The 18,390-nt window shown below is 41.4% G+C and carries 14 protein-coding genes; 6 read left to right on the forward strand and 8 right to left on the reverse strand.

Annotated features, from left to right (window positions below):
- Nucleotides 1–144: 144 nt before the first annotated feature.
- Entirely contained in the window at nt 145–2,160 is a 2,016-nt protein-coding gene (locus EGC80_RS15290; protein ID WP_101031181.1) for an oxidoreductase, read from the forward strand.
- Nucleotides 2,161–2,420: 260 nt separating this feature from the next.
- Here the strand turns inward: EGC80_RS15290 and yghU are convergent, their stop codons facing one another.
- Nucleotides 2,421–3,278: a glutathione-dependent disulfide-bond oxidoreductase gene (gene yghU / locus EGC80_RS15295; RefSeq protein WP_124013080.1), complete on the reverse strand. Its 858-nt coding sequence runs from the start codon at nt 3,276–3,278 to the stop codon at nt 2,421–2,423.
- Between the two features lie 144 nt (nt 3,279–3,422).
- On the reverse strand, nt 3,423–4,103 hold the full coding sequence (locus tag EGC80_RS15300; protein WP_233768511.1) for a haloacid dehalogenase type II: 681 nt from the start codon (nt 4,101–4,103) through the stop codon (nt 3,423–3,425).
- Between the two features lie 292 nt (nt 4,104–4,395).
- Here EGC80_RS15300 and EGC80_RS15305 point away from each other — a divergent pair, with 292 nt between their 5' ends.
- Nucleotides 4,396–4,689 (forward strand): hypothetical protein, encoded by a 294-nt coding sequence (locus tag EGC80_RS15305; RefSeq protein ID WP_101031187.1) that lies wholly within the window; start codon nt 4,396–4,398, stop codon nt 4,687–4,689.
- A gap of 220 nt (nt 4,690–4,909) precedes the next feature.
- Here EGC80_RS15305 and EGC80_RS15310 read toward each other — a convergent pair whose 3' ends face one another.
- Nucleotides 4,910–5,773 (reverse strand): PA4780 family RIO1-like protein kinase, encoded by an 864-nt coding sequence (locus tag EGC80_RS15310; RefSeq protein WP_124013082.1) that lies wholly within the window; start codon nt 5,771–5,773, stop codon nt 4,910–4,912.
- A 584-nt stretch (nt 5,774–6,357) separates the two neighbouring features.
- Between EGC80_RS15310 and EGC80_RS15315 the strand changes: the two genes are divergently transcribed.
- The 3 genes from EGC80_RS15315 (at nt 6,358) to EGC80_RS15325 (ending at nt 9,120) form a co-directional block, all read left to right on the forward strand.
- Entirely contained in the window at nt 6,358–7,506 is a 1,149-nt protein-coding gene (locus tag EGC80_RS15315; protein WP_124013083.1) for a BamA/TamA family outer membrane protein, read from the forward strand.
- Nucleotides 7,507–7,632: 126 nt separating this feature from the next.
- Nucleotides 7,633–8,364 carry a hypothetical protein gene (locus tag EGC80_RS15320; RefSeq protein ID WP_233768512.1) on the forward strand — a complete coding sequence of 244 codons (732 nt, stop codon included), beginning with the start codon at nt 7,633–7,635 and terminating at the stop codon, nt 8,362–8,364.
- 459 nt (nt 8,365–8,823) lie between these two features.
- Nucleotides 8,824–9,120, forward strand: a complete 297-nt coding sequence (locus tag EGC80_RS15325) for a hypothetical protein (RefSeq protein WP_101031192.1) — start codon at nt 8,824–8,826, stop codon at nt 9,118–9,120.
- Between the two features lie 22 nt (nt 9,121–9,142).
- Here EGC80_RS15325 and yfaE read toward each other — a convergent pair whose 3' ends face one another.
- The 5 genes from yfaE to ubiG form a co-directional block, all read right to left on the reverse strand.
- On the reverse strand, nt 9,143–9,541 hold the full coding sequence (gene yfaE, locus EGC80_RS15330) for a class I ribonucleotide reductase maintenance protein YfaE (protein ID WP_101031194.1): 399 nt from the start codon (nt 9,539–9,541) through the stop codon (nt 9,143–9,145).
- Complete coding sequence (gene nrdB / locus EGC80_RS15335) at nt 9,531–10,661, reverse strand: class Ia ribonucleoside-diphosphate reductase subunit beta (RefSeq protein WP_101031196.1); 1,131 nt, start codon at nt 10,659–10,661, stop codon at nt 9,531–9,533. The genes yfaE and nrdB overlap by 11 nt, the downstream gene beginning before the upstream one ends.
- 73 nt (nt 10,662–10,734) lie before the next feature.
- Nucleotides 10,735–13,023: a class 1a ribonucleoside-diphosphate reductase subunit alpha gene (nrdA, locus tag EGC80_RS15340; protein WP_124013084.1), complete on the reverse strand. Its 2,289-nt coding sequence runs from the start codon at nt 13,021–13,023 to the stop codon at nt 10,735–10,737.
- 578 nt (nt 13,024–13,601) lie between these two features.
- Complete coding sequence (locus EGC80_RS15345; protein WP_101031200.1) at nt 13,602–14,264, reverse strand: HAD family hydrolase; 663 nt, start codon at nt 14,262–14,264, stop codon at nt 13,602–13,604.
- 125 nt (nt 14,265–14,389) lie between these two features.
- Nucleotides 14,390–15,112, reverse strand: a complete 723-nt coding sequence (gene ubiG / locus EGC80_RS15350) for a bifunctional 2-polyprenyl-6-hydroxyphenol methylase/3-demethylubiquinol 3-O-methyltransferase UbiG (protein WP_124013085.1) — start codon at nt 15,110–15,112, stop codon at nt 14,390–14,392.
- Between the two features lie 388 nt (nt 15,113–15,500).
- On the opposite strand from ubiG, the gene gyrA reads away from it, so the two are divergent.
- Nucleotides 15,501–18,230: a DNA gyrase subunit A gene (gene gyrA / locus EGC80_RS15355; RefSeq protein WP_124013086.1), complete on the forward strand. Its 2,730-nt coding sequence runs from the start codon at nt 15,501–15,503 to the stop codon at nt 18,228–18,230.
- Nucleotides 18,231–18,390: the final 160 nt, after the last annotated feature.

An 18,390-nucleotide genomic window follows, 5' to 3' on the forward strand; every position in this document is an offset into this window, starting at 1 on the left:
CTAATGTCATCATCCTAACTGAAAATCAATATAAATGTGAAATTGAATTGTAAAGGTTTTTATCAAACAATCGTTTAAATGATTGAGCAAAATTTACTGTCGGGGTATGCTGGATTAAATCACTTGTTTAAAAAGGATGTTTGAATGTCGTTTCCACACTTATTAGAACCTTTAGATCTCGGCTTTACACAGCTGAAAAACCGCGTGTTGATGGGCTCAATGCACACGGGGTTAGAAGAAGAAAAAGGCGGATTTGAGAAACTGGCAGCGTTTTATAAAGAACGTGCTCAAGGTGGCGTAGGCTTAATTGTCACTGGTGGTATTGCGCCTAATTTACGTGGACGTTTAGCACCACACGCCTGTCAATTAAGCTTTTCTTGGCAAGTGGGTAAACATAAAATTGTTACCGATGCTGTGCATGAGGCTGGCGGGAAAATTTGTATGCAAATATTGCATGCTGGCCGTTATAGCTATCATCCTTTTAGCTTAGCACCGAGCAAAGTAAAATCGCCGATCACGCCGTTTACCCCTTCAGCTATGTCTGCTCGTCAAGTACGTTCTACTGTTAAAGATTATGCAACCAGCGCCGCTTTAGCTAAAAAAGCTGGCTATGATGGCGTTGAAGTGATGGGGTCAGAAGGGTATTTGATCAACCAATTTATCAGTTCTCGCACCAATAAACGCACCGATGAATGGGGCGGAAGTTATGAGAACCGGGTTAAATTCCCAATTGAAATAGTTAACGCTATTCGTCAGAAGGTCGGCAGTGATTTTATTATTGTGTTCCGCTTATCGATGCTCGACTTAGTCGACAATGGCTCAACGTGGGACGAAGTGGTTCAGCTAGCCAAATCGCTTGAACAAGCGGGTGTTAGTATTATTAATACCGGTATTGGTTGGCATGAAGCGCGTGTACCAACGATTTCGACTAATGTGCCCCGTGGTGCATTTTCTTGGGTGACTGAAAAACTCAAAGCTGAAGTAAAGGTACCATTAATTGCCACAAACCGGATTAATACTCCAGAAATAGGCGAGGCGATTATTGCATCTGGTCAAGCTGATATGGTGTCGATGGCGCGTCCATTTTTAGCTGATGCTGACTTTGTCAATAAAGCGGCAGCTAATACGCCAGAATTGATTAACACTTGCATTGGGTGTAACCAGGCGTGTTTGGACCATACTTTTTCGATGAAACGGGCAACCTGCTTAGTGAATCCTCGAGCCTGCTATGAAACCGAAATTAATTTTACCCCCACAGCCAATAAGAAACGAATCGCTGTGATGGGTGCGGGCCCTGCAGGGATGGCTTTCTCTGTCTATGCAGCATCTCGTGGTCATGAAGTGGTACTGTTTGAAGCCAAATCTGAAGTCGGCGGTCAGTTTAACTTAGCGCGTAAAATCCCGGGTAAAGAAGAGTTTAACGAAACCATTCGTTATTTTGTCAATCAAATTAAGCTGCATAATGTTGAGTTACGCTTAAACACCAAATTAGATGCAGCGGTATTAGCGACTGAAAAATTTGATGAAATTGTCATTGCCTCTGGTGTGGTGCCACGAGCTTTGACATTACCGGGTTTCGATAACCCTAAAGTGGTCGATTATCAACAAGTATTAACTGGCCAAGTTGAAATTGGTAAAAAAGTGGCGTTAATTGGTGCTGGCGGCATAGGTTTTGATATAGCGCATTTTTTATGTGAATTAGAATCGAGTACCTTGCAACCTGATAAATGGTTAAAACAATGGGGCATTGATAAAACCTATCAGCATGCTGGCGGATTAACTGAAAAAGCCGATCATGTCCCTGGCCGTGAAGTGTATTTATTGCAACGTAAAACAACTAAAATGGGTAAAGGATTAGGTAAAACAACCGGTTGGATCCATCGCAATGTGTTAAAACAGCATCAAGTTCATATGAAAACAGGCGTCAACTACGAAAAATTCGACGAGCAAGGGCTACACATTACCATCGGCGAACAATCTGAAATTCTGGCTGTCGATAATGTGGTGTTGTGTGCAGGACAAATGTCTAACCTCAGTCTGGTTGATGAAATGAAAGCCAGTGGGTTACCTGTTCATTTAATTGGTGGGGTAGATGTTGCTGCTGAATTAGATGCTAAACGCGCAATACGCCAAGGCGCAGAGCTTGCGATGAGTATTTAAACCAGATTGGATGTGCCGTTAGAATGGCGTAATCCATTTCAGAATACGATAGCATAAACTAAAAAGCCTTCTGTTATTCAGAAGGCTTTTTTAATGTTTACATTGGCAAAGTCTAATGGCGACTAGCCTACTGACAATGACAATGACAATACTAATCTGAGCAACTGATGAGTGATCTTGTTACATCATTTGACTATCGACATGATTGAAATATTGATCACTATTTTGATAAATCCGCAGTCGCTTAGTCGCATCAATGCTTAAGGTTTTAAGGCCAATACTGCATCAATGTCTGCTGCACTGTGGCGTTCAGGTAACATTTCCCATGGTTCGCCCCATGTTGTGTTAACCATTTTGCCACGTTGCACTGCTGGGCGCGCTAATATCTCACTGGCCCAGCGCATGACATTCTTGTAGCTGGCGACGTCTAAAAACTCGGCGGCGCTGTATAAATTACCCAAGACTAAATTGCCGTACCACGGCCAAATAGCGATATCTGCAATGCTATATTCTTCACCAGCAATAAAGGTGTTTTTTGCCAGTTGCTTATCCAACACATCTAATTGGCGCTTAACTTCCATGGCAAAACGGTTTATAGGGTATTCCTGTTTTTCATCGGCATAAGCGTAAAAGTGACCAAACCCGCCACCGAGGAAAGGGGCCGAGCCTTGCGCCCAGAATAACCAGTTAAATGTTTGGGTTCTTGCTTTGCCATCTTTAGGCAGGAACTGGTCAAATTTCTCTGCTAAATGAACCAGAATTGAAGCAGATTCAAATACGTTAAGGTCTTCATCAGCTGATTTATCTAATAAGGCAGGAATTTTTGAGTTTGGATTTACATCAACAAACCCAGACGAAAACTGATCACTTTCGCCGATATTAATGAGATAAGCATCGTATTCCGCTTCTTTAATACCTAAAGCAAGCAGTTCTTCTAAAAGAATAGTCACTTTTTGTCCGTTTGGTGTGCCAAGGGAATAAAGCTGTAAAGAATGCTTACCTATTGGTAGTACTTTATTCGATCTTGCACCCGATTCTGGGCTATTGATGTTTGCCCACTTGTTACCACCATTGGTATTATTTACCCAAACGTTAGGTGGGGTGTATTCATTACTCATAAAATTTCCTCGTGGCAACCTGTCTAAGGTTACTGATACAAAGTTAAAATGCGCTTAGCACAAGATTGTTAGTGTAGCGTGTCTAGATTGATTGTATTAGCATCAACTCTTATGAGTTATGCTTTTATTTTTTAATGCAGCATCTCAGTTATTTATTGCATCGAGCTGTTCACTTAATTCAATTAAATTGGTTACGGTTAAGTCAGGTTCGATGCCCCAGGGATCAAATACTTTTTTACTGTCGCGTTGGATCCAAGCCGTTTTTAGTCCTGCCGCTTTTGCACCGATAACATCCCATGGATTACTGGACACCATCCAACAATGATGTGGTTCGGATTGTGTGCGAGTCATTAAATAATGGTAAACGGCAGGGTCAGGTTTAAAGGTGTGTATGTCGTCAACGCTGATGACGTCATGTAATTGAGGTAATACACCTGAATTTTGCATTAACGTACGAACCGCGACTTCAGGGCCATTTGAAAATGCGGCCAGGGTATGGCCTTGATTACGCAGTAGTGCGAGTCCAGGAATAACGTCTTCAAAGGCGGTTAGTTGACTAAATTTTGCCAGTAATTCCTGTTGCGCACGGGCAGATAGTGTGACATTGAAAACCGACAAGCAATATTGCAATGCCTGATGGGTACAGACACCGAAATCTTCATATTGCTGCATTAAGCCGCGGCGAAATGCATATTCGACTTTTTTATCGTGCCAGAGTTGACCAAATTCTTGTGCCTTATCGCCAATCAATTCCTGCAGATGTTGACCCATATCCACCGGATCCACTAATGTGCCATAAACATCAAATCCAATCATTTTATGCATATTCAGTGCTCCATTTGTGTGTTGAGTTAAGCGATCAAGCTCAGTGAATTTGATATACTAGTCGATAATATACACATCTCAGGCGGGTTAGCCCGCTCACAATGTGCTGCATTCCCTAAACTATAAACTAACTATATCATTCGTTCAATGGCTATCTTGAACGAACGTTCCAAATAGTTGAATTGTTAATGACCTTTGCTTTACTTTGCTGTACAGGCGTGGAATGAGAAACTTTAATGTTGAGTTAATACATTGTATTATATTGATTAAAAATTATGAAAGGTGATGTAGAATGGAATGTCCTAGTTGTCAGGCTGTATTTGCTCGAAAAGCACTTAAACAAGTACGAAAAGGCAAGCATGGTGTTGAAACACAATGCCCTAAATGTGAACAATGGCTAATGTTTGAACCTAAAATGATGATGACCAAAAATGTTGGCTTAGCCATTTTGTTGATCTTCAGTGTGGCTAACTTCTTTCTCGACAACAGTGACTATCGCTTAGTATGCTCATTTTTAGGTCTTGCGGGTGCCTGTATTGCCTTTTATGGGGTGTTTAAAAGTAAGCTAGTACCAGCGAAAGAGTGATCAATATATTTCACTATGGCCGTTATTATTCGAATGTCATCATTTATCCCATCGCTATCCCGAGTTAAGATTAAATAATGACTGACCTTGGGATAACGTTGGCCTTGATATGGTGTTTCAAACGGGTAATAAAAAGCCTGAGCTTTAGTTAAGTCAGGCTTGGTATTGTTAACGAGCCACCAGCATTATCTGATGAGACTATCGTGAGTAAACGCTTAGGTTAATACTCGTCGCTTTGTGCTTCGTTCAAGCGCTCGCGCCTTTCTTGGGCTTCTTCAAATGCGGCGTTAATTTCTTCTAAAACAGAGTCAACATCGGCTGCGGTTGTATCATCTTCAAACTCACCGGTTAATGGCGTCTCAGGTGTTAATTCACCTTGTTCATACAAAGCCCACATTTCTTTAGCATATTTGGTTATGGCTAATTCTGGAGCAAATTGTGAATAGTAGTCGGTCATATTATTCACATCACGGAATAACATAGCTTTGGCATTATTGTTTGCCGATGCATCAACTGCTTGGGGCAGATCAATGATCACCGGCCCATTCTTGTCGACCAGCACATTGAATTCGGATAAATCCCCATGGACAATGCCTGCACATAACATCCGCACAACATAGCCCATCATGATGCGATGTTGGGTTTGTGCTTGCTCTGCACTCATCTGGGTAATGTCATTTAATCGAGGGGCAACATCACCGTGGACGTTGGTGATCAACTCCATCAATAACACCCCATCAAAGCAACCATAAGGCACTGGTACTCTAATTTTAGCGGCGGCGCATTTGTATAACGCGTCCACTTCGGCATTTTGCCATGCTTTTTCTTGCTCTTCACGGCCGTATTTAGAGCCTTTTTCCATGGCTCGTCCACGACGACTATTTTTAGTTTTTCGACCTTCTTGATATTGTGCTGCTTTTTTAAAACTGCGTTTAGTGGCTTCCTTATACACTTTGGCGCAGCGGATCTCATCGCCACATAGGATCATATAGACGGTAGCTTCTTTGCCACTCATGAGTTGGCTTATCACTTCATCGACGAGACCATCGTCAACCAGTGGTTGTAATCTTATAGGCGTTTTCATAACGACTTTATACCTTAGTTGCGCGCTGGATGATATATCTAAGGGCATAATTTTTACTTGCTGATAGGTCACAGATTAAATGAGGCTTATTTGCACTAAATTTGAGCCTATACACTCTTGTCTAATGGATTAAAATGTTGTAACAAGTCACCTAAATATAGATAATTTTGATTTTTTTACCAAGTGAGACGGATCTGTTGGATATTGATCTATCGTCAATATTGGGTGCTAAATGTGGTATATTCTTTCGCATTCTTTAGCATAGTGGTATCAACGGATAAAGAAGGTTGCTGTAGATTGCATGTCCAGGCTAACGCTAGGTGTGGCGGTCAGCGTTAAATTTAATATCTGATAACCTTGTTCTTCAGTAAGGGTTAAGTTTTTATTCAGTAAGTATTCAGTGGTGGATAGGATAATCTTTGATGAATTGATTGTTATTAAAAATGTGTTTTTTGAAATTATTTTCATCGGCAACAACCCTTTATACTCAACGCTGTGGGCTTAACTGACAGCACAATAATTCAAAAGTTTGCCATAGAAATCATCGTGCGAGCTTAATTCTTCAATATTTTAATAGAGTTTTTATGAAACGGACCTTACTTCTAGCACTATTTGTTTTTTCTAATACCGCCCTTGCAGTTGAACCTTTATTTGACACCCCCCAAGACATGGAACCAACATGGATTGATAACATTTTGTCAGTTTTTGGGGCAGATGGTGAGTTCGATGACACTAAAGTCATTGATATGAGCTATTTACCAACGGCTTATTACACCCCAGAGAAAAAGTTTGGCGTGGGGTTATTAATGGTGGGGTTATATAAAACCGATAATGCGACGAGTGCAGAACAACCCTCATCACTGGTATTGAATTCATTTGCTTCTATAAATCAATCCTATGGCGTTCAAGTTGAAAATATGACTTTTTTAAACCAAGGCAAGCAGCGGTTGTTGCTTGACTTAGAACTGCATAATGAAGCGGCAGTTTATTATGGAGTAGGGATTGAACAAGGCGATCAAGATCTCAATCATCATGAGTTTAATGAACAATTGTATAGCTTTAAGCCTCGCTGGATGACCGAAATTGCCAGCCACTATTTTATTGGCGTGGGTGCTGACTTTATTTACACAAGTGCAGACAGTTTAGAATTAGTCGCAACAGAGGCACCTGTGGATTCAAATACCATTCTGCCCGATAATTTTAGTTCTGGCATTGTCGTCACCAGTATTTATGATTCAAGAGATTACCGTTTAAACGCGACAGAAGGGTGGTTATTTCAGGTTGATGCGGGATTATATCAAAATGATCAATTCGATTCGTTTTCTACTTATAATATTGAATTAGCGAACTATATAGACTTAGGTTCAACACCGGGTTTAGTCGCTTGGCAAGTTCAAGGGCATCTTACCAGTGGTGACGTACCTTGGAACTTATTACCCGATTTGGGTGGCTCTAATGCGATGCGGGGTTACATTAGAGGTCGCTACCGAGATGAGCAAATGATGATGGGGCAAGTTGAATATCGCTTACCAGTGTTCCAACGTTATGGCATGGTATTTTGGGGCGCTGTTGGTAGTGTCGCACCTAAAGTCAGTGAGCTAACCGATATGTTATTAACGGCCTACGGCACTGGATTTCGATTTAGAATTAAAGATAATATTAATTTACGTTTTGATGTCGGGGTGGGTGAAAATGAAACTAACTTCTACTTAAATGTGAATGAAGTTTTTTAAGCTAACACTATTTTTAAGGTAAGAGCAAAAAGTGAAAAGCTTTCTCTGATGATGACATTAATGGCGCAAATAAAACTTATGCTGACAAGATTTCGCAATCTCAGCATGTCGACCAAAGCTTGTGTAATGGCCACTAGAATACTGATAATAGTCGGTCTTTCAAGTGGTTTACTGCACAGTAATAGCGTATTGGCGAGTGACGTTGAGCAAAAATGTCAGCGCAGCTTTGATTATTCTATTTATCTCAGTGGATTACATATGGGAGAAATGACTCGGACTGAGAACTGGCAGGGTAAATCTGCCGTTATCACCTCAAAAAGTAAAGCCAGCATTTTAGGTATTGGCACTCAATATCAACAGCGTACCGAGTTATCGTGGTCAACTGATCGCAACGAATGGTTAACCGATAATTTTCATCAACAGGTAACTGGTTTTCGCTCTCGAGACATGCGAGTGACTTTTGACAACCATGGCCTTAAATCTCGTGTTGATATTGATGGGGACATCGATAATTATGCATCAAAGACCATACCATTAAGAGATGTGGATACTTTGGCGATTCAAATACGTGAAAACGTGCTTCGAGGTCGACAGCAATTTGCGCTAATAAGGCAAGCCTCTGATGCGATTGAACCCTATCAGTTCTACGTTAAAGACAAATTAACCGCTACCATAGCGCCCTGGGGAGAAATACAGCTTATACCGGTTGAGCAAACAGGAGCGGAAGAGGTGACTTATTTTTTTGCGCCGAGCATGAATTATCAACTGGTAAAAGCCCATTATCACGGCATGATCCTGCAAGGTATTATTGAGCTGGATAGTTATGACGATTCTTGCGATACAATGACAAACAGTTAATCTTGAACTCGGGATATAAACGGTTATCAAATAGGTTAAATAGGTCAAATATTGTCATATTGGCTTATTTATCCCATCGTTTATCCCATCGTTTATCGCGAGTTGAGATTAGTTAACAAGCGTTAGATTGTCGTTGATGACGGGAGAGTCAATTTGATTAATTCGTTAGGATTGATCCGTTAGCGATTAATGCGTCAGGGATTAAGAGTGGTTCATGGTCGCTATGGATTGATAGCGTGAATTAGGTATTAGTCATTTAACCCATTCAATAATGGTCTTCTTTTCTGCACTATCCCTCTGACGCTAACCGTGTTCCTTTTCCCCTATGATGGATGGCATTTCTGTCACTAAGCATCCAGAAGCGCCTCGTCTATCTTAGACGATTTTAGCTGGTGAATATGGCCCCAATTTTTTATTGAGTCGATATAATCTGTTGCAAATATTTTCATTGGAGTGAATATGGCAAACGTGATTAACAAAGCCATTTTAAGCAGCCGTATGTTGTCGATAAATTGGGTGACCTATCATACTCATCATCAAGTGATGACCCATACCGATCCGGTGCAACAAGGTCGTTATTACAAACTGAACCTCGTAATAGTCCAACCTAAAGTGGGTGGGGTGTTTAGCTGTGCTAAATGCATAGTGAATTTATGGGGGCGGGTGTATTTATTTCGTCCTGATAAGTATGAGCATAACGTCACTAAGATTGAGTCTGGTAAACGGGTGTTGTTAAGCTTTGCCCTGAATATATAACGGGTGTTGAAGGGCTGATAGATTAACGGTCAAGAGCCCGTTTGGGATTAATCTGTAATTGTTGGGTTAATGCTGTTGTGAGTGTATGGCTGTCATTTACCGAAGCGTATTGTCGCTTAGCAACGACTTCGACTCCCTCAGTAGAGAGTTTGAGGTTTAAATCGCCATTAGGCACACAACAGCAGGGTAGGCACTCGTCGGATTTGAGTTCTGCAAGAGGCTCTGATAGGTAGTTTACTTCACCAGATATTACGGTGGTTTTACATGCGCCACAAAATCCGTTACGACATTCTGAAAACACGTTTACTTTTTTCGACTCAAGCGCTTCTAGTAAGCTTGAATGTTGGCCGTCAAATAAAATAATCGGCTGTCCTTTCAAGCTTACAATTGGCGATTTTTTGAAAAGTTTTTTATAGGTCAAAATCTAAAAACTCATCGCTATTTACAGAAGAATCGATTTGGCCAACAAGATAAGATGACACCTCTACTTCCTGTGGGGCCACTTGTACTGCATCACTTTCTAACCAATTTTTCATCCAGGGTAGTGGGTTAGACCGTTCTTCATAAGGCTGAGGCAAATGTACTGATTTCATTCTTTGGTTAGTAATAAATTCAACGTACTGACATAGGATCGGTTCATTTAGGCCGATCATTGATCCGTCTTTAAATAAGTATTTAGCCCACTCTTTTTCTTGTTCTGCTGCTTTGACGAACAAGTCATAAGCTTGTTGCTTACACTCAATAGCAATCTCTGCCATTTCAGGGTCGTCTTTGCCGCCTTGCATCAAGGCGATAATATGTTGTGTCCCATTGAGATGTAACGCTTCATCACGGGCAATTAAGCGGATGATTTTGGCATTACCTTCCATAACACGACGTTCAGCAAAGGCAAATGAACAGGCAAAGCTGACATAGAAGCGGATAGCTTCTAAGGCGTTAACCGACATCATGCATAAATACAGTGATTTTTTCAGGATACGTGAATTAACGGTGATTTCTTCGCCGTCGATAACATGAGTACCTTCACCTAACAGGTTATTAATCTGGGTCAGTTTAATCAGATCATCGTAATAAGCGGCAATGTCACCGGCACGTTTCAATATTTCGTCATTTTGCACGATATCGTCAAACACCACGGATGGGTCATTGACAATATTACGAATAATATGAGTGTAAGAGCGTGAGTGAATCGTTTCAGAAAACGACCATGTTTCAATCCACGTCTCTAATTCTGGTAGCGATACCAATGGCAAAAATGCCACATTTGGTGAGCGGCCTTGAATAGAGTCAAGCAAGGTTTGGTATTTCAGGTTTGACAGGAAAATGTGCTTTTCGTGTTCAGGTAAATCACCGAAATCAATTTTGTCACGGCTGACATCAACTTCTTCTGGACGCCAGAAAAAACTTAATTGCTTTTCAATCAGTTTTTCAAAGACTTCATATTTTTGTTGATCGTAGCGTGCCACATTAACTGATTGCCCAAAAAACATAGGTTCTTTGGTTGCATCGTTAGGTGTTTGACAAAATGTAGAGTAAGCCATTATTTAGGTGTCCTGAAAACGCATTTTTCAAAAAGCGGGGATTATCCCCCGCTAAATAGAGATAAAGTGATGATTAGATTTTACACGCACCGCCGGCGCAGTCATCGTCTTCTTCTTCGACAGCAATAATGTCGTCAAACTGATCCGAAGCACCATCGCGTGTATTATGATAATACAATGTTTTAATGCCCAGTTTGTACACACTTAACAAGTCTTTTAGCAAGGTCTGCATTGGCACACGACCGCCTTCAAAACGGCTTGGGTCATAATTAGTGTTGGCAGAAATAGCTTGGTCAATAAACTTCTGCATTAAACCAACAAGTTGGATGTAACCATCGTTGTTTGGCATATTCCACAGCAGTTCGTACTTGTCTTTAAGCAGCTCAAAGTCTGGAACGACTTGCTTTAACTGGCCATCTTTACTGGCTTTCACGCTGATTAAGCCACGTGGTGGTTCGATACCATTGGTCGCGTTTGAAATTTGCGATGAGGTTTCTGACGGCATTAATGCTGACAAGGTTGAGTTACGTAAACCGTACTGTTTTATGTCGCTACGTAAACCTTCCCAATCCATGTGTAATGGTTCGTCACAAATCTTGTTTAAATCACGTTTATAGGTATCGATGGGTAAAATACCCTTCGAGTAGGTGGTCTCGTGAAATAACGGACAGGCACCTTTTTCTTTAGCTAAGTTCATTGACGCTTTCAGTAAATAGAACTGGATAGCTTCAAAGGTCTTATGGGTCAGGTTGTTTGCTGAACCGTCGGAATACTTTTTACCGTTTTTAGCTAAGTAGTTAGCAAAGTTAATCACACCAATACCAAGCGTACGGCGATTCATCGAGCTCGTTTGAGCCGCTTTTATTGGGTAATCTTGGTAATCAAGTAAGTTATCTAACGCACGTACCGCTAAATCAGCTAACGGCTCAAGTTCAGATAAGTCGGTAATCGCGCCTAAGTTAAGCGCTGATAAGGTACATAAGGCGATTTCACCGTCCGGATCGTCAATGTTAGTTAACGGCTTAGTCGGTAAGGCAATTTCTAAACACAAATTAGATTGCTTAATCGGCGCCACTTTAGAGTCAAATGGGCTGTGGGTATTACAGTGATCGACGTTTTGAATATAGATACGACCTGTAGAGGCTCGTTCCTGCATCATCAATGAAAACAGCTCAACGGCTTTAATCTGTTTTTTACGGATACTGCTGTCTTGTTCGTACTGCAAGTATAAACGTTCAAATTCTACTTGGTCTTCAAAGAAGGCATCATAAAGACCCGGTACATCTGATGGGCTGAACAAGCTAATGTTTTCGCCTTTGATTAAGCGTTGGTACATTAATTTGTTTAACTGTACGCCGTAGTCAAGATGACGTACACGGTTGTCGTCAACACCCCGGTTGTTTTTCAGCACTAATAGCGATTCAACTTCGAGATGCCATAACGGATAGAACAGCGTTGCTGCACCACCGCGTACGCCGCCTTGAGAACAAGACTTCACCGCTGTTTGGAAATACTTATAAAATGGTAAACAACCCGTGTGGAATGCTTCACCGCCGCGTATAGGGCTGCCTAATGCACGAATACGACCGGCATTAATACCAATACCAGCACGTTGGCTGACATATTTAACGATTGACGATGCCGTAGCATTGATTGAATCCAAGCTGTCATCACACTCAATCAATACACATGAGCTGAACTGACGAGTAGGCGTTCGTACACCGGCCATGATTGGCGTTGGCAGAGAAATCTTAAACAAAGACGTCGCGTCATAGAAATCTTTAATGTACTTCAAGCGGATTTCTTTTGGGTAACGCGCAAACAAACATGCGGCCACTAAAATATATAAAAACTGCGCGCTCTCATACATCTCATGGGTCACACGGTTTTGAACCAGGTATTTACCTTCAAGTTGCTTTACCGCGGCATAAGAGAAGTTCATGTCACGCCAGTGATCAATATAGCTATCAAGAATGTCTAATTCTTCACGGCTATAGTCAGCCATGATATGCATATCATATTTACCCATTTCGACTAACTTGGTGACATGGTCATATAATTTAGGCGGCTCAAATTGACCAAAAGCCTTTTTACGTAAATGGAATACGGCTAAACGCGCGGCCAAAAATTGGTAATCTGGGGATTCCGGAGAGATCAAATCAGCTGCGGCTTTTATAATCGTTTCATGAATGGCTTCTGTTGGAATGCCGTCGAAAAACTGCAGGTGAGATCGAAGTTCTACTTCAGATACTGAGACGTTTTTTAATCCATTGGCTGCCCAAGTGATCACGCGATGAATTTTATCTAAATCGATCGATTCACGTTCGCCGCTGCGCTTGGTGACTGTCATATTGCTATTCATTGAAGAGAGGCCTTGGTTCTATATCTAATCGTGTGATCTGTTGTTGGATACCATGTAACTTGATTCGATCTGAATCAGTTACAAAACAATTCCATGTTAAACAATCAAGCTGAATGTACTCACAACATGGTAGTAAAATACCAGTACATTCACTTATCGACTACGTCCTTGTAATGCAGGTGCGTAGTGTTTTGATTGCCAGTCACACACAAGATATGGTGTTATTTAAAATCTTAGATACAAGATAGTGAGGTTTGGGGATTTTTGCAAGCCACAATTTAATTAACTTCTTGTGGATAACTTGAGGATAAACGGTAGGGTTAGTGACAACTAACCCTAGAGCCCAAATTTATAAAGTGTTTTTGATAAATGATATTTTTTAAACCATCAAATAAGAAAGATTTGATCGCTAAAATAAACAGCGATCAAAAAATATTGCTGGTTTATAGGTTGATCTTTGGTTGATTTTGATCGTGTGACCAGAGATGATCAGCATGCTAATCATTTATTCAAAAATATTGATTATTTACCCCAAAATGGTGCCAATTAACCGGTGACTCAAATACAACAAAATCGCCTTATTCAGTGAAAAATTGTTTCAGTGATGCACCGTGTTCAAATTGTCTGCCAGCAGGCCATGTGTCAGGTTTGTCAGTAGCGGACAAATATCCCCACAAGGCAACGCCGCCCAACATACTCGCATTGTGGGCCGCAACTAAATCTCGTTCGGCATCTCCGAGGTATAAAATACTTTGAGGGGCAATGGCGATTTGTTGTGCGGCTAAAAACATCGGTGCGGTATGAGGTTTTGAATAACGGGTACTATCACCACTGATCATGGTTTTAAGTTTATCGGTTAAGCCCAGCTTTGCAACTAATGGCCGGGCAAATCGAGCCGGCTTATTGGTGACCACACCGTAAGGAATGGCTTGTGAATCTAACAGCGATAAGAGTTCGGGTAAGTCGTCAAACAAGCGGCTGTGATCGCCATTTATCTGGGCATAATAGCGAAGTAGTGCTTGCTGAATAGCAATTTGTACTCGTTCCTCGGCGTGCGGAATAGCCGTTTTAACTAAATATAAACTGCCGTGTGACGCCGCATGGCGCATCGTTTCAAGCGTTTGGACATTAAAACCGGCTTCGTCCAAACTGAGATTTAATGCCTGGACTAAATCAGGGGCTGTGTCGGCTAAAGTACCGTCTAAATCAAATAGTACCCCTTTTATATCTTGCTTATGCAAAGGCTAGCTCCTAACAAGAGTCAATAATAATGGAATCATGTATGCACCTTTATAGCGTTATTGGCAGGAAGTAACGCTACTCTGGTTCACTTACATTAAAACGTTGAAAAGAGTCACCAGGATGATTAATCAATTTTTTGGGTGGCTATCATATAATTAACATCAACACTGTTAGTGTACTTAAACACTCCTGACAACGGGTTGTACGTAATCCCTAATGCATCCTTGCACAATAAGTCGGTATTATCGACTAATGCCATTAGTTCAGATGGACGAATAAACTTACTGTGGTCGTGGGTACCAACCGGGAGCATTTTCAATAAATATTCAGCACCGATAATGGTCTGCAGGTATGACATCATATTGCGGTTAATGGTGGAGATAAACACAAAGCCATTGGGTTTAACCATGTCACAACATGCTTGGATAACCGATTGCGGATCGGGTACATGTTCGAGCATTTCCATGCAAGTCACCACATCGTAATACTCGCGGTGGCTATCGCTGTGTGCTTCGGCAGTTGTTTTAAGATAATTAACTGACACGCCAGACTCTAATGCGTGCAGTTTTGCCACTTCAAGCGGCTCAGTACCCATATCAATACCATCAACGTGGGCACCCAGGTGCGCCATGCTTTCGGATAAAATGCCGCCACCACAACCGACATCTAAGACTTTCTTATCGAAAATGCCGTCAGCGGTTTGGTCAATGTAGTTTAAACGCAGTGGATTAAGTAAGTGTAATGGCTTGAACTCACCATTGAGATCCCACCATGTTTGCGCCATGGCTTCAAATTTTGCGATCTCTAGCGGATCTACATTGGGTGTCGATTGTTCAGCATGTGACATAACTTAACCTAAGTGTTTAATGAAAGTATGGTCGCTATTATAGCGATAACCTTGGTGAATAGTAGTCAACAATGGCTTTCTCCGGTCATGCTTGCTCATAAAACATCCATTTAAGTGCGATGGATTATCATTTTGTGCGCTTAAGTGCTTAAAGCATCAGCAAGTGGCGTTTTATTCTTGCTAAAATTTAGCCATATATTAGCCAACGAATAAACTAAATTATCTGAAAATGTTAGCTTTTTTGTAATTATTAATAGTGATAGAGCATTTGGCAGGTCTTAGTTCTGGCGACATTAAATATCTGTGTTAGAATGCCAAATCACGTTTTTAAGCTAGATAATAATATCTAAGTTTTATTGTCAGCTCACTTTAGGGGAACGCGCAGTTTATGACTGATCTGGCATCATCTATTTCGCCAATTAACATCGAAGACGAACTTAAGAATTCTTACCTTGATTACGCAATGAGCGTAATTGTAGGTCGTGCATTACCTGACGTCCGTGACGGTTTAAAACCCGTTCACCGTCGGGTATTGTTCGCCATGAGCGAATTAAAAAACGATTGGAACAAACCATATAAAAAATCCGCTCGTGTCGTTGGTGACGTAATTGGTAAGTATCACCCCCATGGTGATACCGCTGTATACGATACAATTGTACGTATGGCGCAACCGTTCTCGCTACGCTACACATTAGTAGACGGACAAGGAAACTTTGGTTCGGTCGATGGTGACTCTGCTGCGGCGATGCGTTATACCGAAATTCGTATGCAAAAGTTGGCGCATTCATTATTAGCGGACCTTGAAAAAGAAACCGTGGATTTTGTGCCTAACTATGACGGCACAGAGATGATCCCTGCGGTATTACCAACACGCGTACCAAACCTATTAATCAATGGTTCATCTGGTATTGCAGTCGGTATGGCCACTAACATTCCACCTCACAACTTAACAGAAGTAGTGAAAGGCTGTTTGGCGTTAATCGACGATCCAAGTTTATCGATTGAACAGTTAATGGAATACATCCCAGGTCCAGATTTTCCAACGGCAGCATCAATTAACGGTCGCAAAGGCATTATTGATGCTTACAACACCGGCCGTGGCCGCGCTATCATGCGCTCTAAAGCTGACATTGAAACGGAAGAGAATGGTCGTGAACGTATTATTGTTCATGAAATTCCATATCAAGTTAACAAAGCCCGTTTGATTGAAAAAATTGCCGAGCTTGTAAAAGATAAGAAATTAGAAGGTATCAGTGGCCTACGCGATGAGTCTGATAAAGACGGTATGCGTATTGTTATTGAAATCAAACGCGGTGAAGTGGGTGAGGTTGTACTAAACAACTTATATTCTCAAACACAAATGCAGTGTTCTTTTGGAATCAACATGGTGGCATTGACGAACGGTCAGCCTAAGTTGTTTAACCTTAAAGAAATGCTTGAGTGTTTTATTCTTCACCGTCGTGAAGTGGTTACGCGCCGTACCGTATTTGAACTGCGTAAAGCCCGCGACCGTGCTCATATTCTTGAAGCACTCGCCATTGCACTGGCTAACATCGATCCGATTATTGCGTTAATTAAAGCCTCTCCTACACCGGCTGAAGCCAAAGCTAAATTAGTGGCACAAGGTTGGGTGTTAGGTAATGTACAAGGCATGCTTGAAAAAGCGGGCGATGATGCTGCGCGTCCAGAATGGTTAGAACCACAGTATGGCATCCGTGATGGTCAGTACTATTTAACCGAGCAACAAGCACAAGCGATTCTTGAATTACGTCTGCACCGTTTAACCGGTCTAGAACATGACAAGATTCTAGCTGAATATGAAGAGCTTTTAGTTCTGATTGCGGGTTTGTTATTCATTCTTCGTACTCCATCGCGTTTGATGGAAGTGATTAAAGAAGAATTAGAAGAAATTCTTGAGCAATACGGTGATGAACGTCGCACCATTATCAACGCTAATGAAATTGATATGAGTCTTGAAGACTTAATCAATGAAGAAGACGTTGTCGTGACCTTATCTCACTTAGGTTATGCAAAATACCAAGTCTTGTCTGACTACCAAGCACAGCGTCGTGGTGGTAAAGGCAAAGCGGCAACTAAAGTAAAAGATGAAGACTTTGTTGAAAAGTTATTGGTGGCAAACACCCATGACACGATTCTCTGCTTCTCTGACTTTGGTAAAATGTATTGGTTAAAAGTGTATCAATTACCATTAGCGAGTCGTACTGCTCGTGGACGTCCTATTGTTAACTTATTACCACTCTCTGACGGTGAGCACATTACGGCAATTCTGCCGGTACGTGAATATGCTGATGATAAATTTATCATCATGGCAACAGCGCATGGCACGGTTAAGAAAACAGCATTAACAGCTTACAGCAACCCACGTTCAAACGGGATTATTGCTGTAAACCTAAAAGACGGTGATCAATTAATTGGCGTCGATATTACTGACGGCAGTAACGACATTATGTTGTTCTCTAATGTAGGTAAAGTGGTTCGCTTTAATGAGAAAGCGCGTGATTCTGAAACCGGTGAAGTGAAGATTGATGCTGAAACGGGCGAAGAAATCATTGCGCTACGCCCAATGGGCCGTACTGCAACCGGTGTTCGTGGTATTAAGCTTGATGCGGGCCAAAAAGTGGTATCGTTAATAGTGCCTAAAGTTGACGGTGCGATTTTAACCATAACTGAAAACGGTTACGGTAAACGTACCGAGTTGGATGAATACCCAGCGAAGAGTCGCGGCACTAAAGGTGTGGTATCGATTAAGGTCAGCGAACGTAATGGTGAAGTAGTCGGTGCCGTTCAAGTTGGCACTTTTGACGAAATCATGTTGATCAGTAATAAAGGCACCTTAGTGCGAACGCCTGCTGAAGGCGTATCAATTATTGGTCGTAACACTCAAGGTGTGACTATCATCCGTACAGCTGAAGACGAGAAAGTTGTTGGTTTACAGCGTATTGAAGAGATTCAAACTGAAGAGTTGTTAGACGAAGAAGGCAATGTTATTCCAGTAAGCGATGTTATCGATGCTGAAGTGACCGATGCTGAATCAACTGATGATGTTGAATCAACTGATCCAGACGATGCCAAAAGCGGAGCAGACGAACAAGAGTAATTTATTACCCTTGTTGTCAATTTCTCCTCGAACGGGCGCCTTAATGGCGCCCGTTTTATATTACGGAATAAATTTCATCAAAATAGGTAAATAAAGGCCTATTCATCACCCCGTAAAATCCTTATTATTACGGTTAACTTGTTATTGTCTATATTGATTA

Origin of the sequence: Shewanella psychromarinicola, assembly GCF_003855155.1 — a bacterium.
Lineage (GTDB): Bacteria > Pseudomonadota > Gammaproteobacteria > Enterobacterales > Shewanellaceae > Shewanella > Shewanella psychromarinicola.